Here is a 21,290-nt window from a genome sequence, read left to right as displayed (position 1 = left end):
GCGAGGCGCCGGGCCGCGGCTCACTCCCGCGGCCGCCGCAGCGGCACTACCTTGCGCTCCCCTGCTTGCGCCGGTGGCGTGGGGCGTTGCCACAGCACCGGCACGTCGGCCGGCGCGGGCGGTTCGAACTGCGCAGCGTCCGCGGCGGCGTGTTCGCGCGCGGCCGCGGCCTGCTGCTCCTCCAGCTCCCAGCTGTAGGGCGCGCGCACGGGCGGCGGGTCGCTGCGGCGGAACAGGAGTGCGGCGAGGATCCCGGCCAGTGCGCCGCCCAGGTGCGACTGCCAGGACACCCCCGGTTCGCGCGGCAGCACGGTCAGCAGCATCCCGCCGTAGAAGGCGAAGGCCAGCATCGCCGCCGCCAGCGCGGCGCGGTCGCGGCGCAGCAGCCCGAGCGTGAACAGCAGGAACAGCAGGCCGTGGGTCAGCCCGCTGGCGCCGAGGTGGTGGCTGCCGGGCTCGCCCAGCGCCCACGCCCCGAGGCCGGAGCCCAGCCACAGCAGCGGCAGCGCGCGCACGCTCGCGCGCGGGTAGGCGACCAGCGCCAGAGTGCCGAGCAGCAGCAGCGCGCTCGCATTCGCCAGCAGGTGCGCCGGCGAGCCGTGCAGCAGCGGTGCGGTGAGCACGCCGAGCAGGCCGGCGCGGCGGCCGGGGGTCACCGTCAGCGCAGTCGGGTCGAACGCCTGCTGGGCGAGGAAGCAGGCCCCGAGCAGGAGGACGAACCCGCCGCTGGCGAGCACGGCGCGGCGCAGGCGGCGGCGGTCGCGTTGGACGGCGGGCAGGTCGGGCTGATCCATTGCAGCGAAGTGGGGGGCGTCGGCGCCGACGCAAGGCGCCGGCGCGCCGCTGCCCTCAGCCGGGAGGGCAGCGCGTGGCCGGCGGGAAGCGCAGGCTCAGGGCAATGGTGGTGCCGATGATCGCCGCCACCACGCCCAGCGCCAGCAGCACCGGCGGCTTGTACAGGTCCACCAGCAGCATCTTGGCGCCGATGAACACCAGCACCAGCGCCAGGCCGTAGGGCAGCAGGTGGAAGCGGTCGGCCATGCCCTGCAGCAGGAAGAACATCGCGCGCAGGCCCAGCACCGCGAACACGTTGCTGGTCAGCACGATGAACGGATCGGCGGTGATGGCGAAGATCGCCGGGATCGAATCCACCGCGAAGATCACGTCGGTGATGCCGATCATCGCGATCACGATGAACAGCGGGGTGAACTTGCGCCGGCTGCCGCGGCCGATCCACAGCGCGCTGCCCACGTAGCGGCGCACGAACGGCACGTGCGCGGTCAGCCAGCGCAGCACCGGGTTGCGGTCGAGGTCGGGCTCCTCGCCGGCCGCGCGCCACATCTTCACCCCGGTGAACAGCAGGAAGGCGCCGAACAGGTAGAGGATCCAGTGGAATTTCGCCAGCAGCAGCGCGCCGGCGAAGATCAGCAGCGCGCGCAGCACGATCGCGCCGATGATGCCGATCACCAGCGCGCGCTGGCGCTGCAGCTCCGGCACCGCGAAGTAGCCGAACAGCATCAGGAACACGAAGATGTTGTCGACCGCCAGCGCCTTCTCGACCAGGTAGCCGGTCAAGAACTCCATGCCGATGCGCTCGCCTTCCGCGGCGCCGAAGCGCTGCCCAGCGTGCCACCACAGCCAGGCGTTGAAGGCCAGCGCCAGCGCGACCCAGCCCGTGCTCCACCACGCCGCCTCCTTGAAGCTCACCTTGTGCGGCCCGCCGTGGCGCATCAGCACCAGGTCGGCCAAGAGCGCCAGCAGCACCACGCCGGCGAACACCGTCCACAGCAGGGGGGAACCGATCGTCTCCATGGGCATCCTCGTCGTTGGGGATGCCGGCGGGCGCGACCATGCGCGGGCATGGAGGAAGGGGACACGCTTCGCCGGCAGGCGAAGGTCTCACTCGCAGGCCGGCGGCCTGCCGCGGGGCCGGGGCGGCATCGCCTGGATGCCGGCCCGTCATGACGACCGCCGCGCGCGGAGTTACTCCCCTTCGGGTTGCGCGAGAATAGCCCACCCGCGCCTACGCCCGCCACCCCCGCGCCCGATGACCGACGCCCTGCCCGTGATCCGGCTGAAGAACGCCTGGAACTCCACCCACCCGTGGATCTTCCAGCGCCTGGTCGAGAAGCCCGCGCAGCGGCCCAAGCCCGGCAGCATCGTCGAGGTGGTCGGGGTGGATGGCGCGTTCGTCGGGCGCGGCTTCTACAACGGCCACTCGCGGATCGCCGTGCGCCTGCTCGAGCGCGACCCCGACGTGGCGGTGGACGCCGCCTGGTTCGCGCGCAAGATCGGCGAGGCGGTGCGCCTGCGCCGCGACATCCTGCGGCTCGACGAAGTCTCCACCGCCTGGCGCGTGGTCCACAGCGAGGGCGACGGCCTCAGCGGGCTGGTGGTGGACCGCTACGACGACCTCTTGGTGGTCGAGTTCTTCAGCGCCGGCGCCTGGCGCCACCGCAGCATCATCTTCGACGCCCTGCGCGCGCACTTCCCCGGCTGCCGCTTCCACAGCTTCGCCGACGAGCACGTGCAGAAGCAGGAGAGCTTCGACTACAAGGACACCCAGGGCACTGCGCCGGCGCTGGTGCAGGAGTACGGCGTGCGCTTCCGCGCGGATCCGGCCGGCGCGCACAAGACGGGCTTCTTCGCCGACCAGCGCGAGAACCGGCGCTGGGTCGCGGCACAGGCCGCCGGCCGGCGGGTGCTGGACCTGTGCTGCAACACCGGCGGCTTCGCGGTGCACGCGGCGGTGGCCGGCGCGGCCGAAGTGGTCGGGGTGGACATCGACCCGGCGGTGATCGCGATCGCGCGCGAGAACGCACAGCTCAACCAGGTGCGCCCGCGTTTCGTGCAGGCCGACATCTTCCCGTGGCTGCGCGATGCGGCCGCCAACGGCGAGCGCTTCGACCTGGTGGTGCTGGACCCGGCGAAGATGACCCGTGACCGCGAGCAGGTGATCGCCGCGCTCAAGAAGTACCTCGACATGAACAAGCTGGCGCTGGGGGTGGTGAGGCCCGGCGGGTTGTTCGCCACCTTCAGCTGCACCGGCCTGGTCAGCGAGGAGCAGTTCCTCGACATGCTGCGCCGCGCCGCGTTCTACGCCGGCCGCAAGGTGCAGGTGCTGAAGGTCGCCGGTGCCGGCCCGGACCACCCGTGGCTGGCGCAGGTGCCGGAATCGCGCTACCTGAAGGCAGTATTCTGCCGCGTGCTCGACTGACTCCCGCCGGAGGCCGCATGCACATCCCGCATCCGCACGCCGAGCCGCATCGCAGCCAGCACGGCGGCTGGCTGCGCGCGGCGGTGCTGGGCGCCAACGACGGCCTGATCTCGACCGCCAGCCTGGTGCTCGGCATGGCCAGCGCGCGCGCGCATGCGGACGCGATCCTGCTTGCGGGCCTGGCCGGGATGGCGGCCGGCGCGCTGTCGATGGCCGCCGGCGAATTCGTCTCGGTCAGCTCGCAGGCGGATGCGGAGGCGGCGGATGCGCGGATCGAAGCGCGCGCGCTGGACGAGCATCCGGAGGCCGAGCTCGAGGAACTGACCCAGATCTACGTGCAGCGCGGGGTAGCGCCGGCGCTGGCGCGCCAGGTGGCCGAGCAGCTGACCGCGCACGACGGCCTCGACGCCCACCTGCGCGACGAGCTGGGCATCCACGACCGCTTGCGCGCGCGCCCGGTGCAGGCCGCGCTGGCCTCGGCCGCGGCATTCACCGCCGGCGCGCTGCCGCCGGTGCTGCTGGCGTGGCGCTGGCCGGCCGCCAGCCTGGCGTCCGCGATCGTGCCGGCCACCCTGCTCCTGCTGCTGCTGATGGGCTACCTGGCCGAGCGCATCGCCGGCGGCAACGGCTGGCGCGGCGCCGGGCGGGTGCTGCTGTGGGGCGCGCTGGCGCTGGCGGTGACCGCCGGCATCGGGCGCCTGTTCGGGGTCGCGGTCGGCTGAGCGTCGCTGCCGCTGCGACCGCCGCTGGCTACACTGCCACGATGCCGACTACCGCCGCGATCGTCCTGCTCATTTTGAATGCCGCGCTGCTGCTGGTGGCACTGGCATTGCTGCTGCGCGGCCCGCGCCGCCAACAGGACACGCTGGCGCAGGCTCTGCGCGCGCACGCGCAGGACGCCCGCGAGGACCTGCGCGGGCGGCTGGACAGTCTGGCCCTGCAGCAGGCCCAGCGCATCGACGGCTTCGGCCTGCAGCTGCAGGCGGTGGCGACCGGCACCGACGCGCGCCTGGACGAACTGACCGCGCGCACCGATGCCCGCCTCGAGGCGCTGCGCGCGGCGCTGGTCGAGGATGCGCGCGCCGCGCGCCAGGAACTGGCACAGCAGCAGCAGCGCCATGCCGAGGCGCTGGCGGCCGGCCTGCGCGAGCTCACCCAGCGCAACGAGGCGCGCCTGGGCGAGCTGCGCGCCACCCTCGAGCAGCAGCTCACCGGCATGCGCGAGGACAACGCGCGCAAGCTCGAACAGATGCGCGCCACCGTGGACGAGAAGCTGCATGCCACCCTGGAGACCCGCCTGACCGAGAGCTTCGCCAGCGTGCAGCGGATGCTGGCGCAGGTGCACCAGGGCCTGGGCGAGATGGGCAAGCTGGCGGCCGACGTCGGCGGCCTGCAGCGGGTGCTGACCAACGTGAAGTCGCGCGGCGTGTTCGGCGAGGTGCAGTTGGCGGCGCTGCTGGAGCAGGTATTCGCGCCGGAGCAGTACGCCGCCAACGTGGAGACCGTGCCCGGCAGCAACCGCCGGGTCGAGTTCGCGGTGCGCTTCCCCGGCACCGGTGGCGGCGGTCCGGTGTGGCTGCCGATCGACGCCAAGTTCCCGCGCGAGGACTACGAGCGCCTGCTGGACGCACAGGAGCGCGCGGACGGCGAGGCGGTGCGCGCCGCCGGCGAGGCGCTGGAGCGCGCGGTGCGGCTGCAGGCGCGCGAGATCCGCAAATACGTCGCCACCCCGCACACCACCGAGTTCGCGGTGATGTTCCTGCCCAGCGAGGGGCTATACGCGGAGGTGCTGCGCCGGCCCGGGCTGTTCGAGGCGATGCAGCGCGAGCACCGCATCACCCTGGCCGGCCCGACCACCCTGCTGGCGCTGCTGACCAGCCTGCAGATCGGCTTCCGCACGGTGGCGATCGAGCAGCGCTCGGCCGAGGTATGGCGGATCCTGGAGAAGGCCAAGACCGAGTTCGGCAAGTTCGGCGACGTGCTCGACAACGTCAAGGCCAAGCTCGACCAGGCCAGCCGCCAGCTGGAGCAGACCGGCGTGCGCACCCGCGCGATCGAGCGCAGCCTGCGCGAGGTGGACGTGGCCGCCGACCCGGCGCTGCCGCCGGCGGAGTAAACGGCGTCCGCCGGGTTACAGCGCCTGCGCCAGCGCCACCAGCCGGCGCAGCTTCTCCGCGTTCGGGGTCTGGATGTCGCTGGCGTTGAGCTGCAGCTCGCTGCCGCCCTTGACCAGCCAGACCGAGACCAGCCCGGTCTGGCTGACTGCATGCGCGTCCTCGCCCAGCTGCGGCAGCGGCTGGTAGCCGGTGGTCGTCAGCGCCTGGCGGTGGCGTTCGGCGAGGTTGGCGCGCGCCTTCTCGGGCGTGGCCGGGGTGCGCACGAACAGGTCCACGGTATGGGTCGGGGTGGTCGGCGCCTGGGCGATGCTGCCGATCCCGGCCGCGTAACTGCAGCGGGAATCCCAGGCATAGCCACTCAGGCGCGGCGGCAGCGCCTGCTGGACCTTGAAGCTCTGGCCCGGGAACACGGTGCCCAGCTGCGCGACCGGCAGCAGCTGGCAGGCCTCCGGCGGATGCAGCCGCCGCAGCGCCGCCAGCTCGGGGTCGTCGCCCGCGCCGGTGCCCGCCGTGGGTGTGGAGGACGCGGCGGCAGGCGGTGCGGCAGCGGAGTCCTCGGCGGCCGGGGCGCGGGCACAGCCGGCCAGCAGCAGGCCGGCCAGCAGCAGGGCAGTCGCAGCGGGCATCGTCGATCCGGGCATGGTGGCAGGCGTAGCGGGGACTGCGCGACAGTGTGGCGGGCGCGGCAGGCGCCGACCATCGGCCGAACGGCGGGGAGGGCTCGGCCATCCGGCAGGGCCGGACGCCGCGTGCGGCGCCGGCATCGGCTAGAGTGCCGGCATGCGCCGAGCGCTGCCGCCCCTGCTGCGCGTCCTATTGCTGCTCAGCCTGGTGCTGGGCGGCGTCGCCCAGGCGATGGCCGCGACCCGGATGGCCGCCGCCGCGCTGGCGTCTCCATCAGCACCTGCTGCACATGCGCATGCACAGGCGCGTGCCGGCGCCGTGCCGCCCTGCCATGCGGCCGCGCCGGCGCCCGCCGCGCACGCGCCGGACTGCCCGTGCCCGCATGCGCAGCACGGGCGCGCCGGCTGCGACTGCCTGCATGCCGGGATCGCATTGCTGCCACCGCTGCCCGTGCCGGCGCCGGGGTCGGCCGCGACCGCCCCGCCGGCGCCGCCGCACAGCGGATTGGCCGCCGCCCCGCCCGCGCGCCTGCTGCGCCCGCCGATCGCCTGACGCACGGCCCTGCGCGCCCTGCGCGCCGTCCGTCCGCGCCTGCCGCGCGGCCTTGACCCGTGCGTTTTCTCAGGAGATTTCGGCATGTCTGCCCGTTTGCTGTTGCCGGCCGCGCCCACCGCGGCCGGCCTGACCCGCCGCCGGTTCGTCCAGGGCCTGGCCGGCGCCGGCCTGGCGGCCCTGTGGCCGCGCCCCGCCTGGACCCTGCGTGCGCCGGATGCGCCCGGCGTGGTCGCCGGCACCGACTTCGACCTCAGCGTGGGCGAGACCTGGGTGAATTTCACCGGCCGCCCGCGCCCGGCGGTGACCCTCGGCGGCCAACTGCCCGGCCCGGTGCTGCGCTGGCGCGAGGGCAGCGAGGTGCGCCTGCGCGTGCGCAACGCGCTGCCGCCCGGCGCGATCCACGGCCCGGACACCTCGATCCACTGGCACGGCATCCTGCTGCCGGCGGACATGGACGGCGTGCCCGGGCTGAGCTTCGACGGCATCCGCCCCGGCGAGAGCTACCTGTACCGCTTCCGTGTGCGCCAGAGCGGCACCTACTGGTACCACAGCCACTCCGGTTACCAGGAGCAGGCGGGGCTGTACGGGCCGCTGATCATCGACCCGCTGGAACCGGAGCCGTTCGCGTACGAGCGCGACTACGTGCTGATGCTGTCCGACTGGACCGACCTGCCGCCGGCGGCGCTGATGGCGCGGCTGAAGAAGATGCCGAGCTACGACAACACCTACCAGCGCACGGTCGCCGACTTCCTGCGCGACGCCGGGCGCGACGGGCTACGCGCCACCCTGCGCGACCGTGCGGCCTGGGGCCGCATGCGCATGACCCCGACCGACCTGTCCGACGTCAACGCGCACACCTATACCTACCTGCTCAACGGCCACACCGCGGCGGACAACTGGACTGCGCTGTTCCGCCCCGGCGAGCGCGTGCGCCTGCGCCTGATCAACGGCTCGGCGATGACCTATTTCGACCTGCGCATCCCCGGGCTGGAGATGACGATCGTGGCGGTGGACGGGCAGTACGTGCACCCGCTGACGGTCGACGAACTGCGCATCGCAGTCGCCGAGACCTACGACGTGATCGTGCAGCCGCGCGGGCAGGAGGCCTACACCGTATTCGCGCAGGATGCGGCGCGTACCGGCTGGGTCGCCGGCACCCTCGCCACCCGCCCCGGCCTGCGCGCCCCGGTGCCGCCGCTCGACCCGCGGCCTCTGTTGCGCATGGCCGACATGGGCCACGGCGGCGGCGCGGCGATGGGCGGAATGGCGGGGATGGAGGGCGGCTGCGGCGCCGGGATGGCGCACGCCGGCCAGGCCGGGCACGCAGGGCATGCCGCGGCCGGCGCGGCGCGCCTTGCCGACAATCCGCTGGTGGACATGCAGGCGATGGACCCGCAGCCGCGCCTGGACGATCCGGGGGTCGGGCTGCGCGGCAACGGGCGCCGGGTGGCCACCTACGGCGCGCTGCGCAGCCTGTTCCCGGACCCGGACGGCCGCGCGCCCGGGCGCGAACTCACCTTGCACCTGACCGGGCACATGGAGCGCTTCGCATGGTCGTTCGACGGCGTCAAGTTCGCGCAGAGCACTCCGCTGCGCCTGCGCCACGGCGAGCGCGTGCGGATCGTGCTGGTCAACGACACCATGATGAGCCACCCGATCCACCTGCACGGGCTGTGGAGCGACCTGGAAGATGCCGACGGCCGCTTCCATCTGCGCAAGCACACGGTGGACATGCCGCCCGGCACCCGCCGCAGCTACCGCGTGCGCGCCGACGCGCTCGGGCGCTGGGCCTACCACTGCCACCTGTTCTTCCACATGGAATCCGGCATGTTCCGGGAAGTGCGGGTGGAGCCATGAATGCGCCGTGCCTCCCGGCCGCGCTGGCGCTGGCGGCCGCGCTCGCCGCCGCGCTGGCCGCGGCTCCGGTCGCCGCCCGGCAGGCCGCATCGCCGCCCGGGCCTGCGCTGCAGGTGCCGCCGCTGCGCGCAGCGCATCGGGGGCAGAGCCCCGCGCAGCTGGATCACGCGCAGAGGGATCACGCGCAGAGGGATCACGCGCAGAGGGATCACGCGCAAATGGACCACGCGCAAATGGACCACGCGCAGAGGGACCCCGCGCAGAGGGACCCCGCGCAGAGGGACCCCGCGCAGAGGGACCCCGCGCAGAGGGACCCCGCGCAGAGGGACCACGCGCAGAGGGACCACGCGCAGATGGATCACGCGCAGATGGATCACGCGCAGATGGATCACGCGCAGATGGATCACGCGCAGATGGATCACGCGCAGAGGGATCACGCGCAGAGGGATCACGCGCAGAGGCCCCCTGCGCCGGGGGCCGACGACCTGCCGGCCACCGCCGCGCCGCGCACGCCGATTCCGCCGCCGACCGCGCAGGACCTGGCGGCCGCGTTTCCGTCGCTGCACGCGCACATGCACAGGCACGGCGAGGGGATCTACAGCTACAGCCTGATCGACCGCCTGGAGGCGGTGCCGGCCGCGGCCGGTGCCTGGCAGTGGGAGGCGCAGGGCTGGATCGGCGGCGATCTCGACCGGCTGTGGTGGCGCACCCGCGGGCATGCTGCCGCGGGCCGGCTGGAGCAGGGCGAGCTGGCGCTGTTCGCCGGACGCGCGGTGCGCCCGTGGTGGGACGTGGTCGCCGGCGTGCGCCAGCAGCGCGGCGACGGGCCGCGGCGCGACTGGCTCGGGCTCGGCGTGCAGGGGCTGGCGCCGTACAAGTTCGAGCTGGCCGCGACCGCCTATCTCGGCCGCGCCGGCCGTCACCAGCTGCGGCTGGACGGCGAGTACGACACCCTGCTGAGCAACCGCCTGATCCTGCAGTGGCGCGCGGAAGCCCTGGTGCAGGCGCGCGCGGATCCGGCCTGGCGGCTGGGCGCGGGGCTGGCCACGCTGGAGGCGGGGCTGCGCCTGCGCTATGAGATCGACCGCCAGTTCGCGCCCTATCTCGGCTGGGAGTGGGAGCGCGGCTACGGCACCACCGCGCGCCTGCGCCGGGCGGCGGGATGGCCCGTGCGCGAGGGGCGCTGGGTCGCGGGCGTGCGCCTGTGGTTCTGATGGCGCAGGCAGGCGGGCGTGGCCACGGGTAGGCTGCGCGGATGACCCCACCCGCCCCGCCGGCTCCGGTCCGCCTCGGCCTGCGCGCCAACTGGCGCCAGTTCGCGCTGCTGGTGGTGGTCAACGCCTGCGTCGGCGGGCTGGTCGGGATCGAGCGCACGGTGGTGCCGCTGATCGGCAGCGAGCAGTTCCACCTCGCGTCGGCCAGCCTGGTCACCGCCTTCATCGTCAGCTTCGGCCTGGTCAAGGCGGCGGCCAACCTGGTGTCCGGGCAGCTGGCCGACCGCTGGGGGCGCAAGCGCACCCTGCTGCTGGGTTGGGTGCTGGGGCTGCCGGTGCCGTGGCTGATCATCGCCGCGCCGGACTGGGGCTGGATCGTGGCGGCCAACGTCCTGCTCGGCGCCAGCCAGGGCCTGGCCTGGTCGATGACGGTGGTGATGAAGATCGACCTGGTCGGGCCGCGCCAGCGCGGCCTGGCGGTCGGGCTCAACGAGTTCGCCGGCTATCTCGCGGTCGGCGCCACCGCGCTCGCCACCGGCTGGCTGGCCGCGCGCCATGGGCTGCGCCCGGCGCCGCTGTGGCTCGGGGTGGGCTATGCGGTGGCCGGCACCCTGCTGTCGTGGACGCTGGTGCGCGACACCGCCGCATACGTGGCGCTGGAAGCGCGTGCGGCGCCGGTGGGGGCGCCGGGGCCGGGGTTCGCCGAGGTCTTCGCGCGCACCAGCTGGCGCGACCGCGACCTGTTCGCGGCCTCCCAGGCCGGGCTGGTGAACAACCTCAACGACGGCATGAGCTGGGGCCTGTTCCCGCTGTTCTTCGCGGCGCTAGGACTGGGGCTGGAGCGGATCGGCCTGCTCAAGGCGGTGTATCCGGTGGTGTGGGGCGCGCTGCAGGTGGTGACCGGGCCGCTCAGCGACCGCTGGGGGCGCAAGGGCCTGATCGTGGCCGGGATGTGGGTGCAGGCCGCGGGCCTGGCGCTGACCGCGCTCAGCGGCCGCTTCGCCGGCTGGCTGGCCGGCAGCGTGCTGCTCGGGGTCGGCACCGCGATGGTGTACCCGAGCCTGCTGGCCGCGGTGTCCGATGCGGCGGCCCCGGCCTGGCGCGCGCGGGCGCTCAGCGTGTACCGCTTCTGGCGCGACCTCGGCTACGCGGTCGGTGCGCTCGCCGCGGGGCTGCTGGCCGACCGCTTCGGCCTGCGCGCGGCGATCCTGGCGGTGGCGGCGCTGACCTTCGCCTCCGGCGCGGTGGTGGCACTGGCGATGCGCGGGCGGCGTGCGGGTGCATCGAATGCGGGTCCGGCGCCGTAGAGCTGATGTCCCGCGCCGCGGCGCGGGTTACGATCCCCGTTCCCCCCGGAACCGCCCCCATGTCCGACGACGAGATCCGCCACGGCGTCCGCCGTGCCCAGGCCGAGGAGGCCGTCCGCACCCTGCTGCGCTGGGCCGGCGACGATCCCACGCGCGAGGGCCTGCTCGAGACCCCCAAGCGGGTGGTCAAGGCCTATGCCGACTGGTTCAGCGGCTACGCGATCGACCCGGAGGCGTACCTCAAGCGCACCTTCGAGGAGGTGGCCGGCTACGACGAGATGATCATCCTGCGCGACATCGAGTACGAGAGCCACTGCGAGCACCACATGGCGCCGATCATCGGCAAGGTCCATGTGGGCTACCTGCCGGACGGCAAGGTGGTCGGCATCAGCAAGCTGGCGCGGGTGGTGGATGCGTTCGCGCGCCGCTTCCAGGTGCAGGAGAAGATGACCGCGCAGATCGCGCGCTGCATCCAGGACGTGCTGCAGCCGCGCGGGGTCGGGGTGGTGGTCGAGGGCGCGCACGAGTGCATGACCACCCGCGGCGTGCACAAGCGCGGGGTGAGCATGGTCACCAGCAAGATGCTCGGCTGCTTCCGCGAGGACGCGCGCACGCGCGCCGAGTTCCTGCGCTTCATCGAGGTCGGCAACGGCCGCCGCTGAGCCGACCCGCGCGGCTTGGAGGCGGGCGTGGCCGCCGCGACAATGGGCGCGCCCGCCCCCGCCCCCCGCCATGAGCCTGCCGTCCCTGCGTTGCACCGCGTTCGCCGACCAGTCCCGCATCGCCAGCGGCGAGTTGCGGCACGTCGCGCTCAAGGCCAAGCAGGCGCACGATCGCGGGCACCGGGTGCAGGTGTTCGAGGACGCCAGCGGGCGCAGCGTGGAGCTGCCGCTGGCGCTGCCGGAGGCGGAGCTGCTGCGCTGGCTGGCCGAGCCGCGCAGCGCGCGTGCCGGCGGTGCGCGCGCGCCGCGCGGGCCGGGGCGACCGCGCCTGGGCGTGATCGCGCGCGAGGTCACCCTGCTGCCGCAGCACTGGGACTGGCTGGCGGTGCAGCCGGGCGGGGCCTCGGTGGCGCTGCGGCGGCTGGTCGAGCAGGCGCGGGTGGCCGCCGCCGGCGAGCGCCGCGGCGCCGCGCGCGAGGCCACCTGGCGCTTTTTGCAGGCGATGGCGCGCGAGCTGCCCGGCTGCGAGGCGGCCGGGCGCGCGCTGTTCGCCGGCGATTTCTGCGCCTTCCACGAACACATCCAGCGCTGGCCCGAGGACATCCGCGAGCATGCCGCGGTGCTGGCCGCGGATGCCTTCACCGCCGCCTGAGCGAGGCCCGCGTGCCGATCCCGACCCTGCTGCCCGGCCGCCGCGCCGCGCTCGCCTTCATCTTCGTCACCGTCCTGATCGACGTGATCGCGTTCGGGCTGATCATCCCGGTGCTGCCGCACCTGGTGCAGCAGTTCGTCGGCGGCAGCACCTCGCAGGCGGCGTACTGGACCGGGGTGTTCTCGTTCACCTTCGCGCTGGTGCAGTTCTTCAGCGCGCCGGTGCAGGGCGCGCTGTCCGACCGTTACGGGCGGCGCCCGGTGATCCTGCTGTCCTGTCTCGGGCTGGGGGTGGACTTCGTGTTCATGGCGCTGGCCCCGAGCCTGGGTTGGCTGTTCGTCGGCCGGGTGGTCTCGGCGATCACCTCGGCCAGCTTCACCACCGCCAATGCCTACATCGCCGACGTGGTGCCGGCCGAGCGCCGCGCCAAGAGCTACGGCCTGATCGGCGCCGCGTTCGGGCTGGGGTTCATCATCGGCCCGCTGCTGGGCGGGGTATTGGGCGCGATCGAACACCGGCTGCCGTTCTGGGTGGCGGCGGCGCTGGCGCTGCTCAATTTCCTGTACGGGCTGCTGGTGCTGCCGGAGTCGCTGCCGCCGGAGCGGCGCAGCGCGCGCTTCGACTGGCGGCACGCGCGCCCGCTCGGCGGGGTGCGGCTGCTGGCCGAGTTCCCGCGCATCTGGCCGCTGGTGGCGGTGGTGTTCATCGCCAACTTCGCCCACTACGTGTACCCGAGCACCTTCGTGCTGTTCGCGGACGCCGCGTTCGGCTGGGGCGAGCGCGCCGCCGGCTACGTGCTGGCGCTGGTCGGGGTGCTCAGCGTGGTGGTCAACGTGGCGGTGGTCGGGCGCGCGGTGAAGCGGCTGGGCGAGCGCCGCGCGATGCTGCTCGGGCTCGGCTGCGGCGCGCTCGGGTTCCTGGTGTACGGGCTGGCCGGGCAGGGCTGGGTGTTCCTGCTCGGGCTGCCGCTGAGCGCGCTGTGGGCGATCGCCTCGCCGGCGACGATGGCGCTGATCACCCGCCAGATCCCGGCGCAGATGCAGGGGCGCATCCAGGGCGCGTTGAGCGGGCTGGTGTCGCTGGCCGGGATCGTCGCGCCGGCGCTGTTCGCCGGCAGCTTCGGGTTCTTCATCGGCCCGCACGCGCCGCTGCGGCTGCCGGGCATCGCGTTCCTGTTGGCGGCACTGCTGCTGGCGGCGGCGGCCACGATCGCCTGGCGCGCCGGCCGGCGCGTGGCCGCCGAGCCCCCGCCCGCCGTCGCGGACGGACCGGGGCCGGGCTGAGCCTCAGCCGCAGGTGATCTGCGCGATGCGGCCGGCGGCGTCCTGCAGCACGTTCAGGCGGTCGCCGCGGTAGTCCATCGTCATCGGCTGCCCCGGCATGAGGCTGCGCACCGTGCGCGCGCCGGCGGCGCGGCGCGCGGCCTCGACGTTGGTCGCGCTCGCCGACTGGCCGACGAAGCGCTGGGCCGGCCCGGCATCGCAGGCCATCGGCGGCGCGGGCGGCGGTGGCGCGGACGCGGCGGGCGGCGCAGGTGGGGCGGGCGGCGCGGCGGGCGGCGGCGGACGCTGGCCCGGGGCGGCGGTCGGCGGGGGCGGCGGGGCCGGCCGCAGTGCGCCGGCCGGGGGCGGCGGGGGAGGCGCCATTCCGGCCGCGGGCGGCGGCGGGGCGGGCGGCACCGGTGGCGTGGCGCAAGCCGCCAGCAACAGGACGGCGGCGGGGGCGAGCCAGCGCAGCGATGGGCGCATCGGAAACCTCCAGAGGGTGGGGATGCCGCCAGTGTGCCTGCGCGGGGGTGGAGGCGGCGTCCGCACCGCGTGCACGCGGCGTGCATGGCTTCCGGCATAGGGGCGCGCGGCCGGCCCCGCCTACCATGCCCGGATCGTCCGATCCGGAGTGCCCCGATGCCGCGCCTGCGCCCGCTGTCCGTCCTGATCCTGCCGCTGCTGCTGGCCGCCGGCGCGCGCGCGCAGCAGGCCGAATCGACGATTCCGCCGCCGCGCGACATCCCCTATGCCGGCACCATCAAGCTGGAGGTGGACGCCACCAACCTGTCCCAGCGGATCTTCCGGGTGAAGGAGACCCTCCCGGCGCAGCCCGGCCCGCTGACCCTGCTCTACCCGATGTGGGTGCCGGGCGGGCACACCCCGCGCAACCCGCTGGACAAGATCGCCGGCATCCGCTTCAGCGCCGGCGGCAAGCCGCTGGCGTGGCGGCGCGACCCGCTCGACGTGGCCGCCTTCCACCTCGACGTGCCGGCCGGCGCCAACGAGGTGGTGGCCGAATTCAAGTACCTCACCCCGACCGCGCCCAACCAGGGCCGGATCGTGATGACCCCGAGCATGCTCAACCTGCAGCCGCTGGCGACCGTGCTGTACCCGGCCGGCTACTACGTGCACCGCATCCCGGTGGACATGCGGGTGACCTACCCGGCCGGCTGGACCGCGTTCACCGCGTTGCACGAGGACGGCCGCCAGGGCGACACCGTGGACTACGAGGACGTGCCGCTCGACATCCTGGTGGATTCCCCTGTGTACGCCGGCCGCCATGCGCGCCTGATCGACCTCACCCCGGCCGGCAGCAAGGTGCCGGTCAGCCTCGGGGTGGTCGCCGACGCACCCAAGTACCTCGAGGCCAAGCCGGAGCAGATCGCCCAGCACAAGGCGATGGTCGCGCAGGCGCTCAAGCTGTTCGGCGCGCAGCACTACGACCATTACCGCTTCCTGCTGTCGCTGTCCTCGCAGCTGGGCGGCAACGGCCTGGAGCACCAGCGCTCCAGCGAGAACGGGGTCGGCACCGACTATTTCACCGGCTGGAACGAGAAGACCGGCTTCGACGACCTGCTGCCGCACGAGTTCACCCACAGCTGGAACGGCAAGTACCGCCGGCCGGCCGACCTGTGGACGCCGAACTACAACGTGCCGATGCAGGACACTCTGCTGTGGGTCTACGAAGGCCAGACCCAGTACTGGGGCAACGTGCTGGCCGCGCGCAGCGGCATGCGCCCGCTGCCGGCCTCGCTCGACGCGCTGGCGCTGGTCGCCGCCACCTATGCCGACAACCGCCCCGGCCTGTCCTGGCGCAACATCCAGGACACCACCAACGACCCGATCATCGCCGCGCGCGCCCCGCGCGCCTACCGCAACTGGCAGCTCAGCGAGGACTACTACTCCGGCGGCCAGCTGATCTGGCTGGAGGCCGACGCCCTGATCCGCGCCGGCACCGGCAACAAGAAGTCGCTGGACGACTTCGCGCGCGCCTTCTTCGGCCAGAACGACGGCCAGTGGCGCACCCAGTCGCTGTACACCTTCGACGACGTGGTCGCCACCCTCAACCAGGTCTATCCGCACGACTGGGCCGGCTTCCTGCGCGCACGCCTGGACGGCCGCCATCCGCTGACCGGCGGGATCGAGGCCGCCGGCTGGAAGCTGGTGTTCAAGGACACCCCGAGCGCCTACGCCAAGGCCAACACCCGCGGCGGCTTCAGCGATTTCGTCTATTCCCTCGGCCTCACCCTCGGCGCCGACGGCAGCATCGCCGACGTGCGTTGGGACAGCCCGGCGTTCAACGCCGGCCTCGGCAGCGGCAGCACGGTGGTCGCGGTCAATGGCCAGGCCTACAGCAAGGAGGCGCTGGAGGACGCGATCAAGGCCGCCAAGGACAGCCCGGCCCCGATCGAACTGCTGGTGCGCGACTTCGACCGCTTCCGCACGGTCAGGCTGGACTACCACGGCGGCCTGCGCTACCCGCACCTGGAGCGCATCCCCGGCACCCCGGACTACCTGGGCGCGATCTTCGCCGCGCGCAAGTAAGCGCGGCGCGCCCGCGGCGGCCCGTGCGCGGCGCGGGTCGCGGTGCGGCCCTGCGGCCGGGAGGGCGACCGGATCCGGCGGCACGCGGGAGGCCTGCCTGCGGATCGGCCCGCCCGCGTTCGCCGGCCGGCTGGTCGGCAACGCGCGGGTGCGCGCTCAGCCGCGGCGCGGGCGTCGCCCGCGCCTGATCCCGGCCGCCGCCGCGGACGCCGGGCTCAGGCCGCCTGCCACTGCGCGAGCAGGTCCGCCAGCCGTGCGCGCGCGCGGGCCAGGCTTGCGTCCTTGACGTGGCCGTAGCCGCGGATGTGCTCGGGCAGGCCGGCGATCTGCGCGGCCAGCGCGAGGTTGGCGGGCGCCAGCCGTTCCAGCAGGCCCTCCACCGTGCGCCGGTACTCGCCGATCAGGGCACGCTCCTCGCGGCGCTCGCGCTGGTAGCCGAACGGATCCAGCCAGGTGCCGCGCAGCCAGCGCAGTTTGGCCAGTAGCCGGAACGCCGGGAACACCCACGGCCCGTAGGCGCGCTTGCGCAGCCGGCCCTGGGCGTCCTTGCCGGCCCACAGCGGCGGCGCCAGGTGCACGTGCAGGCGCACCTGGCCCTCGAACTGGGCCTGCACCTGGCGCAGGAACTCGCCGCTGGTGTACAGCCGCGCGACTTCGTACTCGTCCTTGTAGGCCATCAGCTTGAACAGCCCGCGCGCCACCGCCTCGGTCAGCACGTGGCTGCCGGGCACGCGCGCGGCCTCGGCCGCGCGCACGCGCTGCACGAAGTCGGCGTAGGCGCGCGCGTAGCGGGCGTTCTGGTAGCCGGTCAGGAACGCGCGGCGGCGCGCGATCAGCTCGTCCAGCGAGCGCGACAGGCGGGTATCGTCGAGCGCCGGATGCAGCGCCGCGCCGGGGTCGCCAGCCGGCAGGTGGCGCAGCTCGTCGGCGTCGCGCAAGTCGGCCGCCTGCGGCATCAGGCCGGACTCGTGCGCCTCGTTCGGGGTCGCCGCCAGCAGCGGCAGCGGCGGCGGGGTGGCTTCGGCCGCGGTCGGCGGGTCGCGTTCCAGCCCGGCGGCGGCGGTGACCGCCGGCAGGTCGATCGCCGCCAGCCGGCCCCAGGCGAAGGCCTGCTTGTTCATCTCCACCGCGGCGCCGTTGAGTTCGATCGCGCGCATCAGCGCGGCGTGCGAGATCGGCACCAGGCCCTGCTGCCAGGCATAGCCGAGCATGAACAGGTTGCTGGCGATGGCGTCGCCGAGCAGCGCGGTGGCCAGTTCGGTGGCGTCCACCTGCAGCGGCTCGCCGCCGGCGAGCGCGGTGCGCACCGCCTGCACGATCGCGGCCGCCGGGAATTGCAGGTCGGGGCGGGTGGTGAAGGTGCCGGGCATCGCCTCGTAGGTGTTGAGCACCACCGTGCTGCGCCCGGCGCGGATCTTGGACAGCGCCCAGTAGTCGTTGACCACCACCATGTCGCAGCCGAGCACCAGGTCGGCCTCGCCGGCGGCGATCCGCACCGCATGCAGCGCGTCAGGACGGCGCGCGAGGCGCACGTGGGTGGTGACCGCGCCGCCCTTCTGCGCCAGCCCGGTCTGGTCGAGCACGGTCGCGCCCTTGCCCTCGAGGTGGCCGGCCATGCCCAGCAGGGCGCCGATGGTGACCACGCCGGTGCCGCCGACGCCGGTGATCAGGATGTTCCAGGGCTGCGCGAGGTCGCTGCGGAATACCGGGTCGGGCAGCTGCGCCAGCCGCTGCGCCGCCTCCGCCTTGCGGCCCTTGCGCAGGCGCCCGCCCTCGACGGTGACAAAGCTGGGGCAGAAGCCCTCGACGCAGGCGAAGTCCTTGTTGCAGTTGCTCTGGTCGATCTGGCGCTTGCGCCCGTACTCGGTCTCCTTGGGCAGCACGCTGACGCAGAAGCTCTTCACCCCGCAGTCGCCGCAGCCCTCGCACACCAGCGAATTGACCAGCACCCGCTTCGGCGGGTCCGGCAGCTTGCCGCGCTTGCGCCGGCGGCGCTTCTCGGTGGCGCACACCTGGTCGTAGATCAGGATGCTCACCCCCGCGACCTCGCGCAGCCTTTTTTGCACCGCATCCAGCTCGCGGCGGTCGTGGAAGCTGGTGCCGGCCGGGAAGATCGAGGGGTCGGTCCACTTGTCGATGTCGTCGGACACCACCGCGATCACCTGCACGCCTTCGGCGCGCATCTGGTGGGCGATCTGCGGCACCGTCAGCACGCCGTCCACCGGCTGCCCGCCGGTCATCGCCACCGCGTCGTTGTAGAGGATCTTGTAGGTGATGTTGACCCCGGCGGCGATCGCCTGGCGGATCGCCAGCGAGCCGCTGTGGAAGTAGGTGCCGTCGCCGAGGTTCTGGAACACGTGCGGGGTGTCGGTGAACGGCGCTTGGCCCGCCCACGTCACGCCTTCGCCGCCCATGTGGGTGAAGGTGTCGGTGCGGCGGTCCATCCAGGTGACCATGTAGTGGCAGCCGATCCCGCCGAGCGCGCGGCTGCCCTCCGGCACCTGGGTGGAAGTGTTGTGCGGGCAGCCGGAGCAGTAGTGCGGCACGCGCGGGAAGTTGGCGCGCGGCAGCGCCAGCTCGCCTTCCTTCTGCGCCATCCACTGCAGCACCTGGCCGATGCGCTCGGCCTGGCCGCCCTCGACCAGCCCCAGCCGCAGCATGCGCCGGCCGATCACCCCGGCGATCGTGGCCGGGGTCAGCTCGCCGGTGGACGGCAGGATCCATTCGCCGGCCTCGTCGTACTTGCCGACGATGCTCGGGCGGCGGCCCCAGTCCTGCGGCCAGTTGTAGAACTGCTCCTTCATCTGGCGCTCGATGAAGGCCTTCTTCTCCTCGACCACCACGATGTCGTCCAGCCCGCGCGCGAAGCGCGCGATGCCCTGCGGCTCCAGCGGCCAGGTCATGCCGACCTTGTACACGCGGATGCCGATGGCGCGGCAGGCGGCCTCGTCCAGCCCGAGGTATTCCAGCGCCTGCAGCACGTCGAGATAGCTCTTGCCGGTGGTGACGATGCCCAGGCGCGCGGCGGGCGCGTCGATCACCACGCGGTCGATCCGGTTGGCGCGCGCGAACGCCTGCGCCGCCACCACCGCATAGCGGTGCAGGCGCATCTCCTGCTCCAGCGGCGGGTCCGGCCAGCGGATGTTGAGCCCGCCTTCCGGCAGCGCGAAGTCATCATCGCCTGGCAGCACGATCTCAAGCGCGAACGGATCGACCTCCACCGAGGCCGAGGACTCCACCGTCTCGGCGATCGTCTTGAACCCGATCCAGCGCCCGGTGTAGCGGCTCATCGCGAAGCCGAGCAGGCCCAGCTCCAGGATGTCCTGCACCCCGGCCGGGTTGAGCACCGGCATCATCGCGCTGACGAACTCGTCCTCGCTGCCGTGCGGCAGGGTCGAGCTGCGGCAGGCGTGGTCGTCGGCGGCCAGCGCCAGCACGCCGCCATGCCGCGAGGTGCCGGCCGCGTTGGCATGCTTGAACACGTCGCCGCAGCGGTCCACGCCCGGCCCCTTGCCGTACCACATCGCGAACACGCCATCGTGCTTCGCGCCCGGGAACAGGTTGACCTGCTGGGTGCCCCAGACCATGGTCGCGCCGAGGTCCTCGTTGAGGCCGGGGGTGAACCTCACCCCGGCCGCGTCCAGGTACTTGCGTGCGCGCCACAGCTCGAGGTCGAACCCGCCGAGCGGCGAACCGCGGTAGCCGGAGATGAACCCCGCGGTGTCCAGGCCCGCGCGCTGGTCGCGCAGGCGCTGCATCAGCGGCAGCCGCACCAGCGCCTGCACCCCGGACAGGTAGATGCGCCCCTGCGGGCGCCGGTACTTGTCGTCCAGGGTGTAGTCCGGATCGGTCACGCCATGGGTCAGGCCGGTGTTGGCCGAGGCCGGCGAGGAGAGTTCGGCGGTGCTGGTCATGGTGGGAGTCCCGGCGCGGGGCGTGGCGCCGTTCGAGCAAAGACTCGGTATGGTAGCAGCCGGGGTCGCGCGGCCGCCCCGCCGGCCACCACCCCGGCCGCGGCTGGGGTAGGCTAGCGGGGCTGTGCCTGCGGCAGGGGATGCGACGCATGGGCTGGGCGGATCTGCGGGTGATGGTGGTCGAGGACCACGGCTTCCAGCGCCGCATCGCGCTGCGCCTGCTCGCCGAGCTCGGCGTGCGCGACGCGCAGGAGGCGGCGGACGGGCTGCAGGCGCTGCAGTGCCTGCGCGCGCAGGCGGCGCCGCCGGACGTGGTGCTGGTCGACCTGGACATGCCGGGGATGGACGGCATCGAATGCATCGGCCACCTCGCGCAGGAGCACCTGGCGCGCGCGGTGGTGGTGGTCAGTGCGCTGGATCCGGCGCTGCTGCACACCGTGCAGACCATGACCCGCGCCTACGGGCTGCGCGTGCTCGGCAGCGTCGAGAAGCCGCTGACCCGCGACAAGCTCGAGCAGGTGCTGGAGCGCTATGACGAGCAGGCCGGGGAGGCGGTCGAGGACGCCGACACCGAGGTCGACGCCGGCGCGCTGCGCGCGGGGCTGGCGGCCGGCGAGATCGTGCCCTGGTTCCAGCCGCAGGCCGAGTTCGCCAACGGCAAGGTGGTCGGGGTCGAGGCGCTCGCGCGCTGGCAGCGCCGCGACGGCCTGCTGGTGCGCCCGCACCTGTTCGTCCCGGTGCTCGAGCGCGAAGGCCTGGCCGAGGCGCTGACCGAGCACATGCTGGACGCCGCCTGCGTATGGAAGCGGCGCTGGCAGGAGCAGGGGCTGCGGCTGGAACTGTCGGTCAACGTCTCGCCGCAGGCGCTGGCGGATGCCACCGCCGACCGCTACCAGGCGATCGTCGAGCGCCACGGGCTCAAGCCCGAGGATGTGGTGCTGGAGCTGACCGAAAGCTCGGTGATGGCCGACGCCGCGCGCGCGCTCGGGGTGCTGGCGCGGCTGCGGCTGAAGGGATTCGGGCTGTCGATCGACGACTTCGGCACCGGCTACTCGTCGCTGGCGCAGCTGTCGCAGATCCCGTTCACCGAGCTCAAGATCGACCAGGGCTTCGTCACCGGGGTCGCCGCGCAGCCGCGCAAGCGCGCGGTGGTGGAGGCCAGCCTGGACCTGGCGCGCAAGCTCGGCCTGACCACGGTGGCCGAGGGCGTGGAGAGCGCCGAGGACTGGCAGCTCTTGGCCGAGCTCGGCTGCGACATCGCCCAGGGCTGGCTGATCGGGCGCCCGGTGCCCCCCGCGGAGCTGGCCGCCGCGATCGCGCGCTGGCGGCAGCCGGCGCAGTAGCCCGCCGGCGCCTTGC

At 73.6% G+C, this 21,290-nt stretch carries 17 protein-coding genes; 12 read left to right on the top strand and 5 right to left on the bottom strand.

The window, feature by feature from the left end; translation table 11 throughout:
- Positions 1 to 20 precede the first annotated feature (20 nt).
- Together ML340_RS02500 and ML340_RS02495 are read right to left on the bottom strand one after the other, a co-directional pair.
- Positions 21 to 794 (bottom strand): rhomboid family intramembrane serine protease, encoded by a 774-nt coding sequence (locus ML340_RS02500; protein WP_240096345.1) that lies wholly within the window; start codon positions 792 to 794, stop codon positions 21 to 23.
- Between the two features lie 55 nt (positions 795 to 849).
- Entirely contained in the window at positions 850 to 1,812 is a 963-nt protein-coding gene (locus tag ML340_RS02495; RefSeq protein ID WP_240096343.1) for a TerC family protein, read from the bottom strand.
- Between the two features lie 235 nt (positions 1,813 to 2,047).
- Between ML340_RS02495 and ML340_RS02490 the strand changes: the two genes are divergently transcribed.
- Genes ML340_RS02490 through ML340_RS02480 form a run of 3 tightly spaced genes read left to right on the top strand, consistent with a single transcriptional unit; the run spans position 2,048 to position 5,333 of the window.
- Positions 2,048 to 3,217, top strand: coding sequence for a class I SAM-dependent rRNA methyltransferase (locus ML340_RS02490; protein WP_240096341.1), 1,170 nt, complete (start codon positions 2,048 to 2,050; stop codon positions 3,215 to 3,217).
- A gap of 17 nt (positions 3,218 to 3,234) precedes the next feature.
- Positions 3,235 to 3,939, top strand: coding sequence for a VIT1/CCC1 transporter family protein (locus tag ML340_RS02485; protein ID WP_275672578.1), 705 nt, complete (start codon positions 3,235 to 3,237; stop codon positions 3,937 to 3,939).
- 41 nt (positions 3,940 to 3,980) lie between these two features.
- A complete protein-coding gene (locus ML340_RS02480) occupies positions 3,981 to 5,333 on the top strand; it encodes a DNA recombination protein RmuC (RefSeq protein WP_240096339.1) in 1,353 nt (450 codons plus the stop codon).
- A 15-nt stretch (positions 5,334 to 5,348) separates the two neighbouring features.
- On the opposite strand, the gene ML340_RS02475 is transcribed toward ML340_RS02480, so the two are convergent.
- Complete coding sequence (locus ML340_RS02475; protein WP_240096337.1) at positions 5,349 to 5,960, bottom strand: hypothetical protein; 612 nt, start codon at positions 5,958 to 5,960, stop codon at positions 5,349 to 5,351.
- A 154-nt stretch (positions 5,961 to 6,114) separates the two neighbouring features.
- On the opposite strand from ML340_RS02475, the gene ML340_RS02470 reads away from it, so the two are divergent.
- The 7 genes from ML340_RS02470 (at position 6,115) to ML340_RS02440 (ending at position 13,488) form a co-directional block, all read left to right on the top strand.
- On the top strand, positions 6,115 to 6,510 hold the full coding sequence (locus ML340_RS02470; RefSeq protein ID WP_240096335.1) for a CopL family metal-binding regulatory protein: 396 nt from the start codon (positions 6,115 to 6,117) through the stop codon (positions 6,508 to 6,510).
- A gap of 84 nt (positions 6,511 to 6,594) precedes the next feature.
- Complete coding sequence (locus tag ML340_RS02465) at positions 6,595 to 8,370, top strand: copper resistance system multicopper oxidase (RefSeq protein WP_240096333.1); 1,776 nt, start codon at positions 6,595 to 6,597, stop codon at positions 8,368 to 8,370.
- Positions 8,371 to 8,942: 572 nt separating this feature from the next.
- Complete coding sequence (locus tag ML340_RS02460; RefSeq protein ID WP_240096331.1) at positions 8,943 to 9,584, top strand: copper resistance protein B; 642 nt, start codon at positions 8,943 to 8,945, stop codon at positions 9,582 to 9,584.
- Positions 9,585 to 9,625: 41 nt separating this feature from the next.
- Complete coding sequence (locus ML340_RS02455) at positions 9,626 to 10,891, top strand: MFS transporter (protein ID WP_240096329.1); 1,266 nt, start codon at positions 9,626 to 9,628, stop codon at positions 10,889 to 10,891.
- A 59-nt stretch (positions 10,892 to 10,950) separates the two neighbouring features.
- The gene (folE, locus tag ML340_RS02450; protein ID WP_240096327.1) at positions 10,951 to 11,553 is read left to right on the top strand and encodes a GTP cyclohydrolase I FolE; all 603 of its coding nucleotides are present in this window, start codon (positions 10,951 to 10,953) and stop codon (positions 11,551 to 11,553) included.
- Positions 11,554 to 11,623: 70 nt separating this feature from the next.
- Positions 11,624 to 12,205 carry a DUF2239 family protein gene (locus ML340_RS02445; protein ID WP_240096325.1) on the top strand — a complete coding sequence of 194 codons (582 nt, stop codon included), beginning with the start codon at positions 11,624 to 11,626 and terminating at the stop codon, positions 12,203 to 12,205.
- A gap of 17 nt (positions 12,206 to 12,222) precedes the next feature.
- Entirely contained in the window at positions 12,223 to 13,488 is a 1,266-nt protein-coding gene (locus ML340_RS02440) for a TCR/Tet family MFS transporter (protein WP_425608266.1), read from the top strand.
- A 3-nt stretch (positions 13,489 to 13,491) separates the two neighbouring features.
- Here the strand turns inward: ML340_RS02440 and ML340_RS02435 are convergent, their stop codons facing one another.
- Positions 13,492 to 13,695, bottom strand: coding sequence for an I78 family peptidase inhibitor (locus ML340_RS02435; protein WP_240096321.1), 204 nt, complete (start codon positions 13,693 to 13,695; stop codon positions 13,492 to 13,494).
- Between the two features lie 414 nt (positions 13,696 to 14,109).
- On the opposite strand from ML340_RS02435, the gene ML340_RS02430 reads away from it, so the two are divergent.
- Positions 14,110 to 16,017, top strand: a complete 1,908-nt coding sequence (locus ML340_RS02430; protein ID WP_240096319.1) for a M61 family metallopeptidase — start codon at positions 14,110 to 14,112, stop codon at positions 16,015 to 16,017.
- Positions 16,018 to 16,232: 215 nt separating this feature from the next.
- Here the strand turns inward: ML340_RS02430 and ML340_RS02425 are convergent, their stop codons facing one another.
- A complete protein-coding gene (locus tag ML340_RS02425) occupies positions 16,233 to 19,871 on the bottom strand; it encodes an indolepyruvate ferredoxin oxidoreductase family protein (RefSeq protein WP_425608265.1) in 3,639 nt (1,212 codons plus the stop codon).
- 209 nt (positions 19,872 to 20,080) lie between these two features.
- On the opposite strand from ML340_RS02425, the gene ML340_RS02420 reads away from it, so the two are divergent.
- On the top strand, positions 20,081 to 21,274 hold the full coding sequence (locus ML340_RS02420; RefSeq protein WP_240096315.1) for an EAL domain-containing response regulator: 1,194 nt from the start codon (positions 20,081 to 20,083) through the stop codon (positions 21,272 to 21,274).
- The last annotated feature ends 16 nt before the right edge of the window (positions 21,275 to 21,290 follow it).

This window comes from Thermomonas flagellata, from assembly GCF_022419185.1.
Classification (GTDB): domain Bacteria; phylum Pseudomonadota; class Gammaproteobacteria; order Xanthomonadales; family Xanthomonadaceae; genus Thermomonas; species Thermomonas flagellata.
Note: the sequence above shows the minus strand (reverse complement) of the source record. Positions and strands in the feature narration are given on the sequence as shown.

What these genes read in the sequence shown, in the direction of transcription:
- ML340_RS02500 (WP_240096345.1), bottom strand. Translation starts at nt 794, where the DNA reads ATGGATCAGCCCGACCTGCCCGCCGTCCAACGCGACCGCCGCCGCCTG.
- ML340_RS02495 (WP_240096343.1), bottom strand. Translation starts at nt 1,812, where the DNA reads ATGGAGACGATCGGTTCCCCCCTGCTGTGGACGGTGTTCGCCGGCGTG.
- ML340_RS02490 (WP_240096341.1), top strand. Translation starts at nt 2,048, where the DNA reads ATGACCGACGCCCTGCCCGTGATCCGGCTGAAGAACGCCTGGAACTCC.
- ML340_RS02485 (WP_275672578.1), top strand. Translation starts at nt 3,235, where the DNA reads ATGCACATCCCGCATCCGCACGCCGAGCCGCATCGCAGCCAGCACGGC.
- ML340_RS02480 (WP_240096339.1), top strand. Translation starts at nt 3,981, where the DNA reads ATGCCGACTACCGCCGCGATCGTCCTGCTCATTTTGAATGCCGCGCTG.
- ML340_RS02475 (WP_240096337.1), bottom strand. Translation starts at nt 5,960, where the DNA reads ATGCCCGCTGCGACTGCCCTGCTGCTGGCCGGCCTGCTGCTGGCCGGC.
- ML340_RS02470 (WP_240096335.1), top strand. Translation starts at nt 6,115, where the DNA reads ATGCGCCGAGCGCTGCCGCCCCTGCTGCGCGTCCTATTGCTGCTCAGC.
- ML340_RS02465 (WP_240096333.1), top strand. Translation starts at nt 6,595, where the DNA reads ATGTCTGCCCGTTTGCTGTTGCCGGCCGCGCCCACCGCGGCCGGCCTG.
- ML340_RS02460 (WP_240096331.1), top strand. Translation starts at nt 8,943, where the DNA reads ATGCACAGGCACGGCGAGGGGATCTACAGCTACAGCCTGATCGACCGC.
- ML340_RS02455 (WP_240096329.1), top strand. Translation starts at nt 9,626, where the DNA reads ATGACCCCACCCGCCCCGCCGGCTCCGGTCCGCCTCGGCCTGCGCGCC.
- folE (WP_240096327.1), top strand. Translation starts at nt 10,951, where the DNA reads ATGTCCGACGACGAGATCCGCCACGGCGTCCGCCGTGCCCAGGCCGAG.
- ML340_RS02445 (WP_240096325.1), top strand. Translation starts at nt 11,624, where the DNA reads ATGAGCCTGCCGTCCCTGCGTTGCACCGCGTTCGCCGACCAGTCCCGC.
- ML340_RS02435 (WP_240096321.1), bottom strand. Translation starts at nt 13,695, where the DNA reads ATGGCCTGCGATGCCGGGCCGGCCCAGCGCTTCGTCGGCCAGTCGGCG.
- ML340_RS02430 (WP_240096319.1), top strand. Translation starts at nt 14,110, where the DNA reads ATGCCGCGCCTGCGCCCGCTGTCCGTCCTGATCCTGCCGCTGCTGCTG.
- ML340_RS02420 (WP_240096315.1), top strand. Translation starts at nt 20,081, where the DNA reads ATGGGCTGGGCGGATCTGCGGGTGATGGTGGTCGAGGACCACGGCTTC.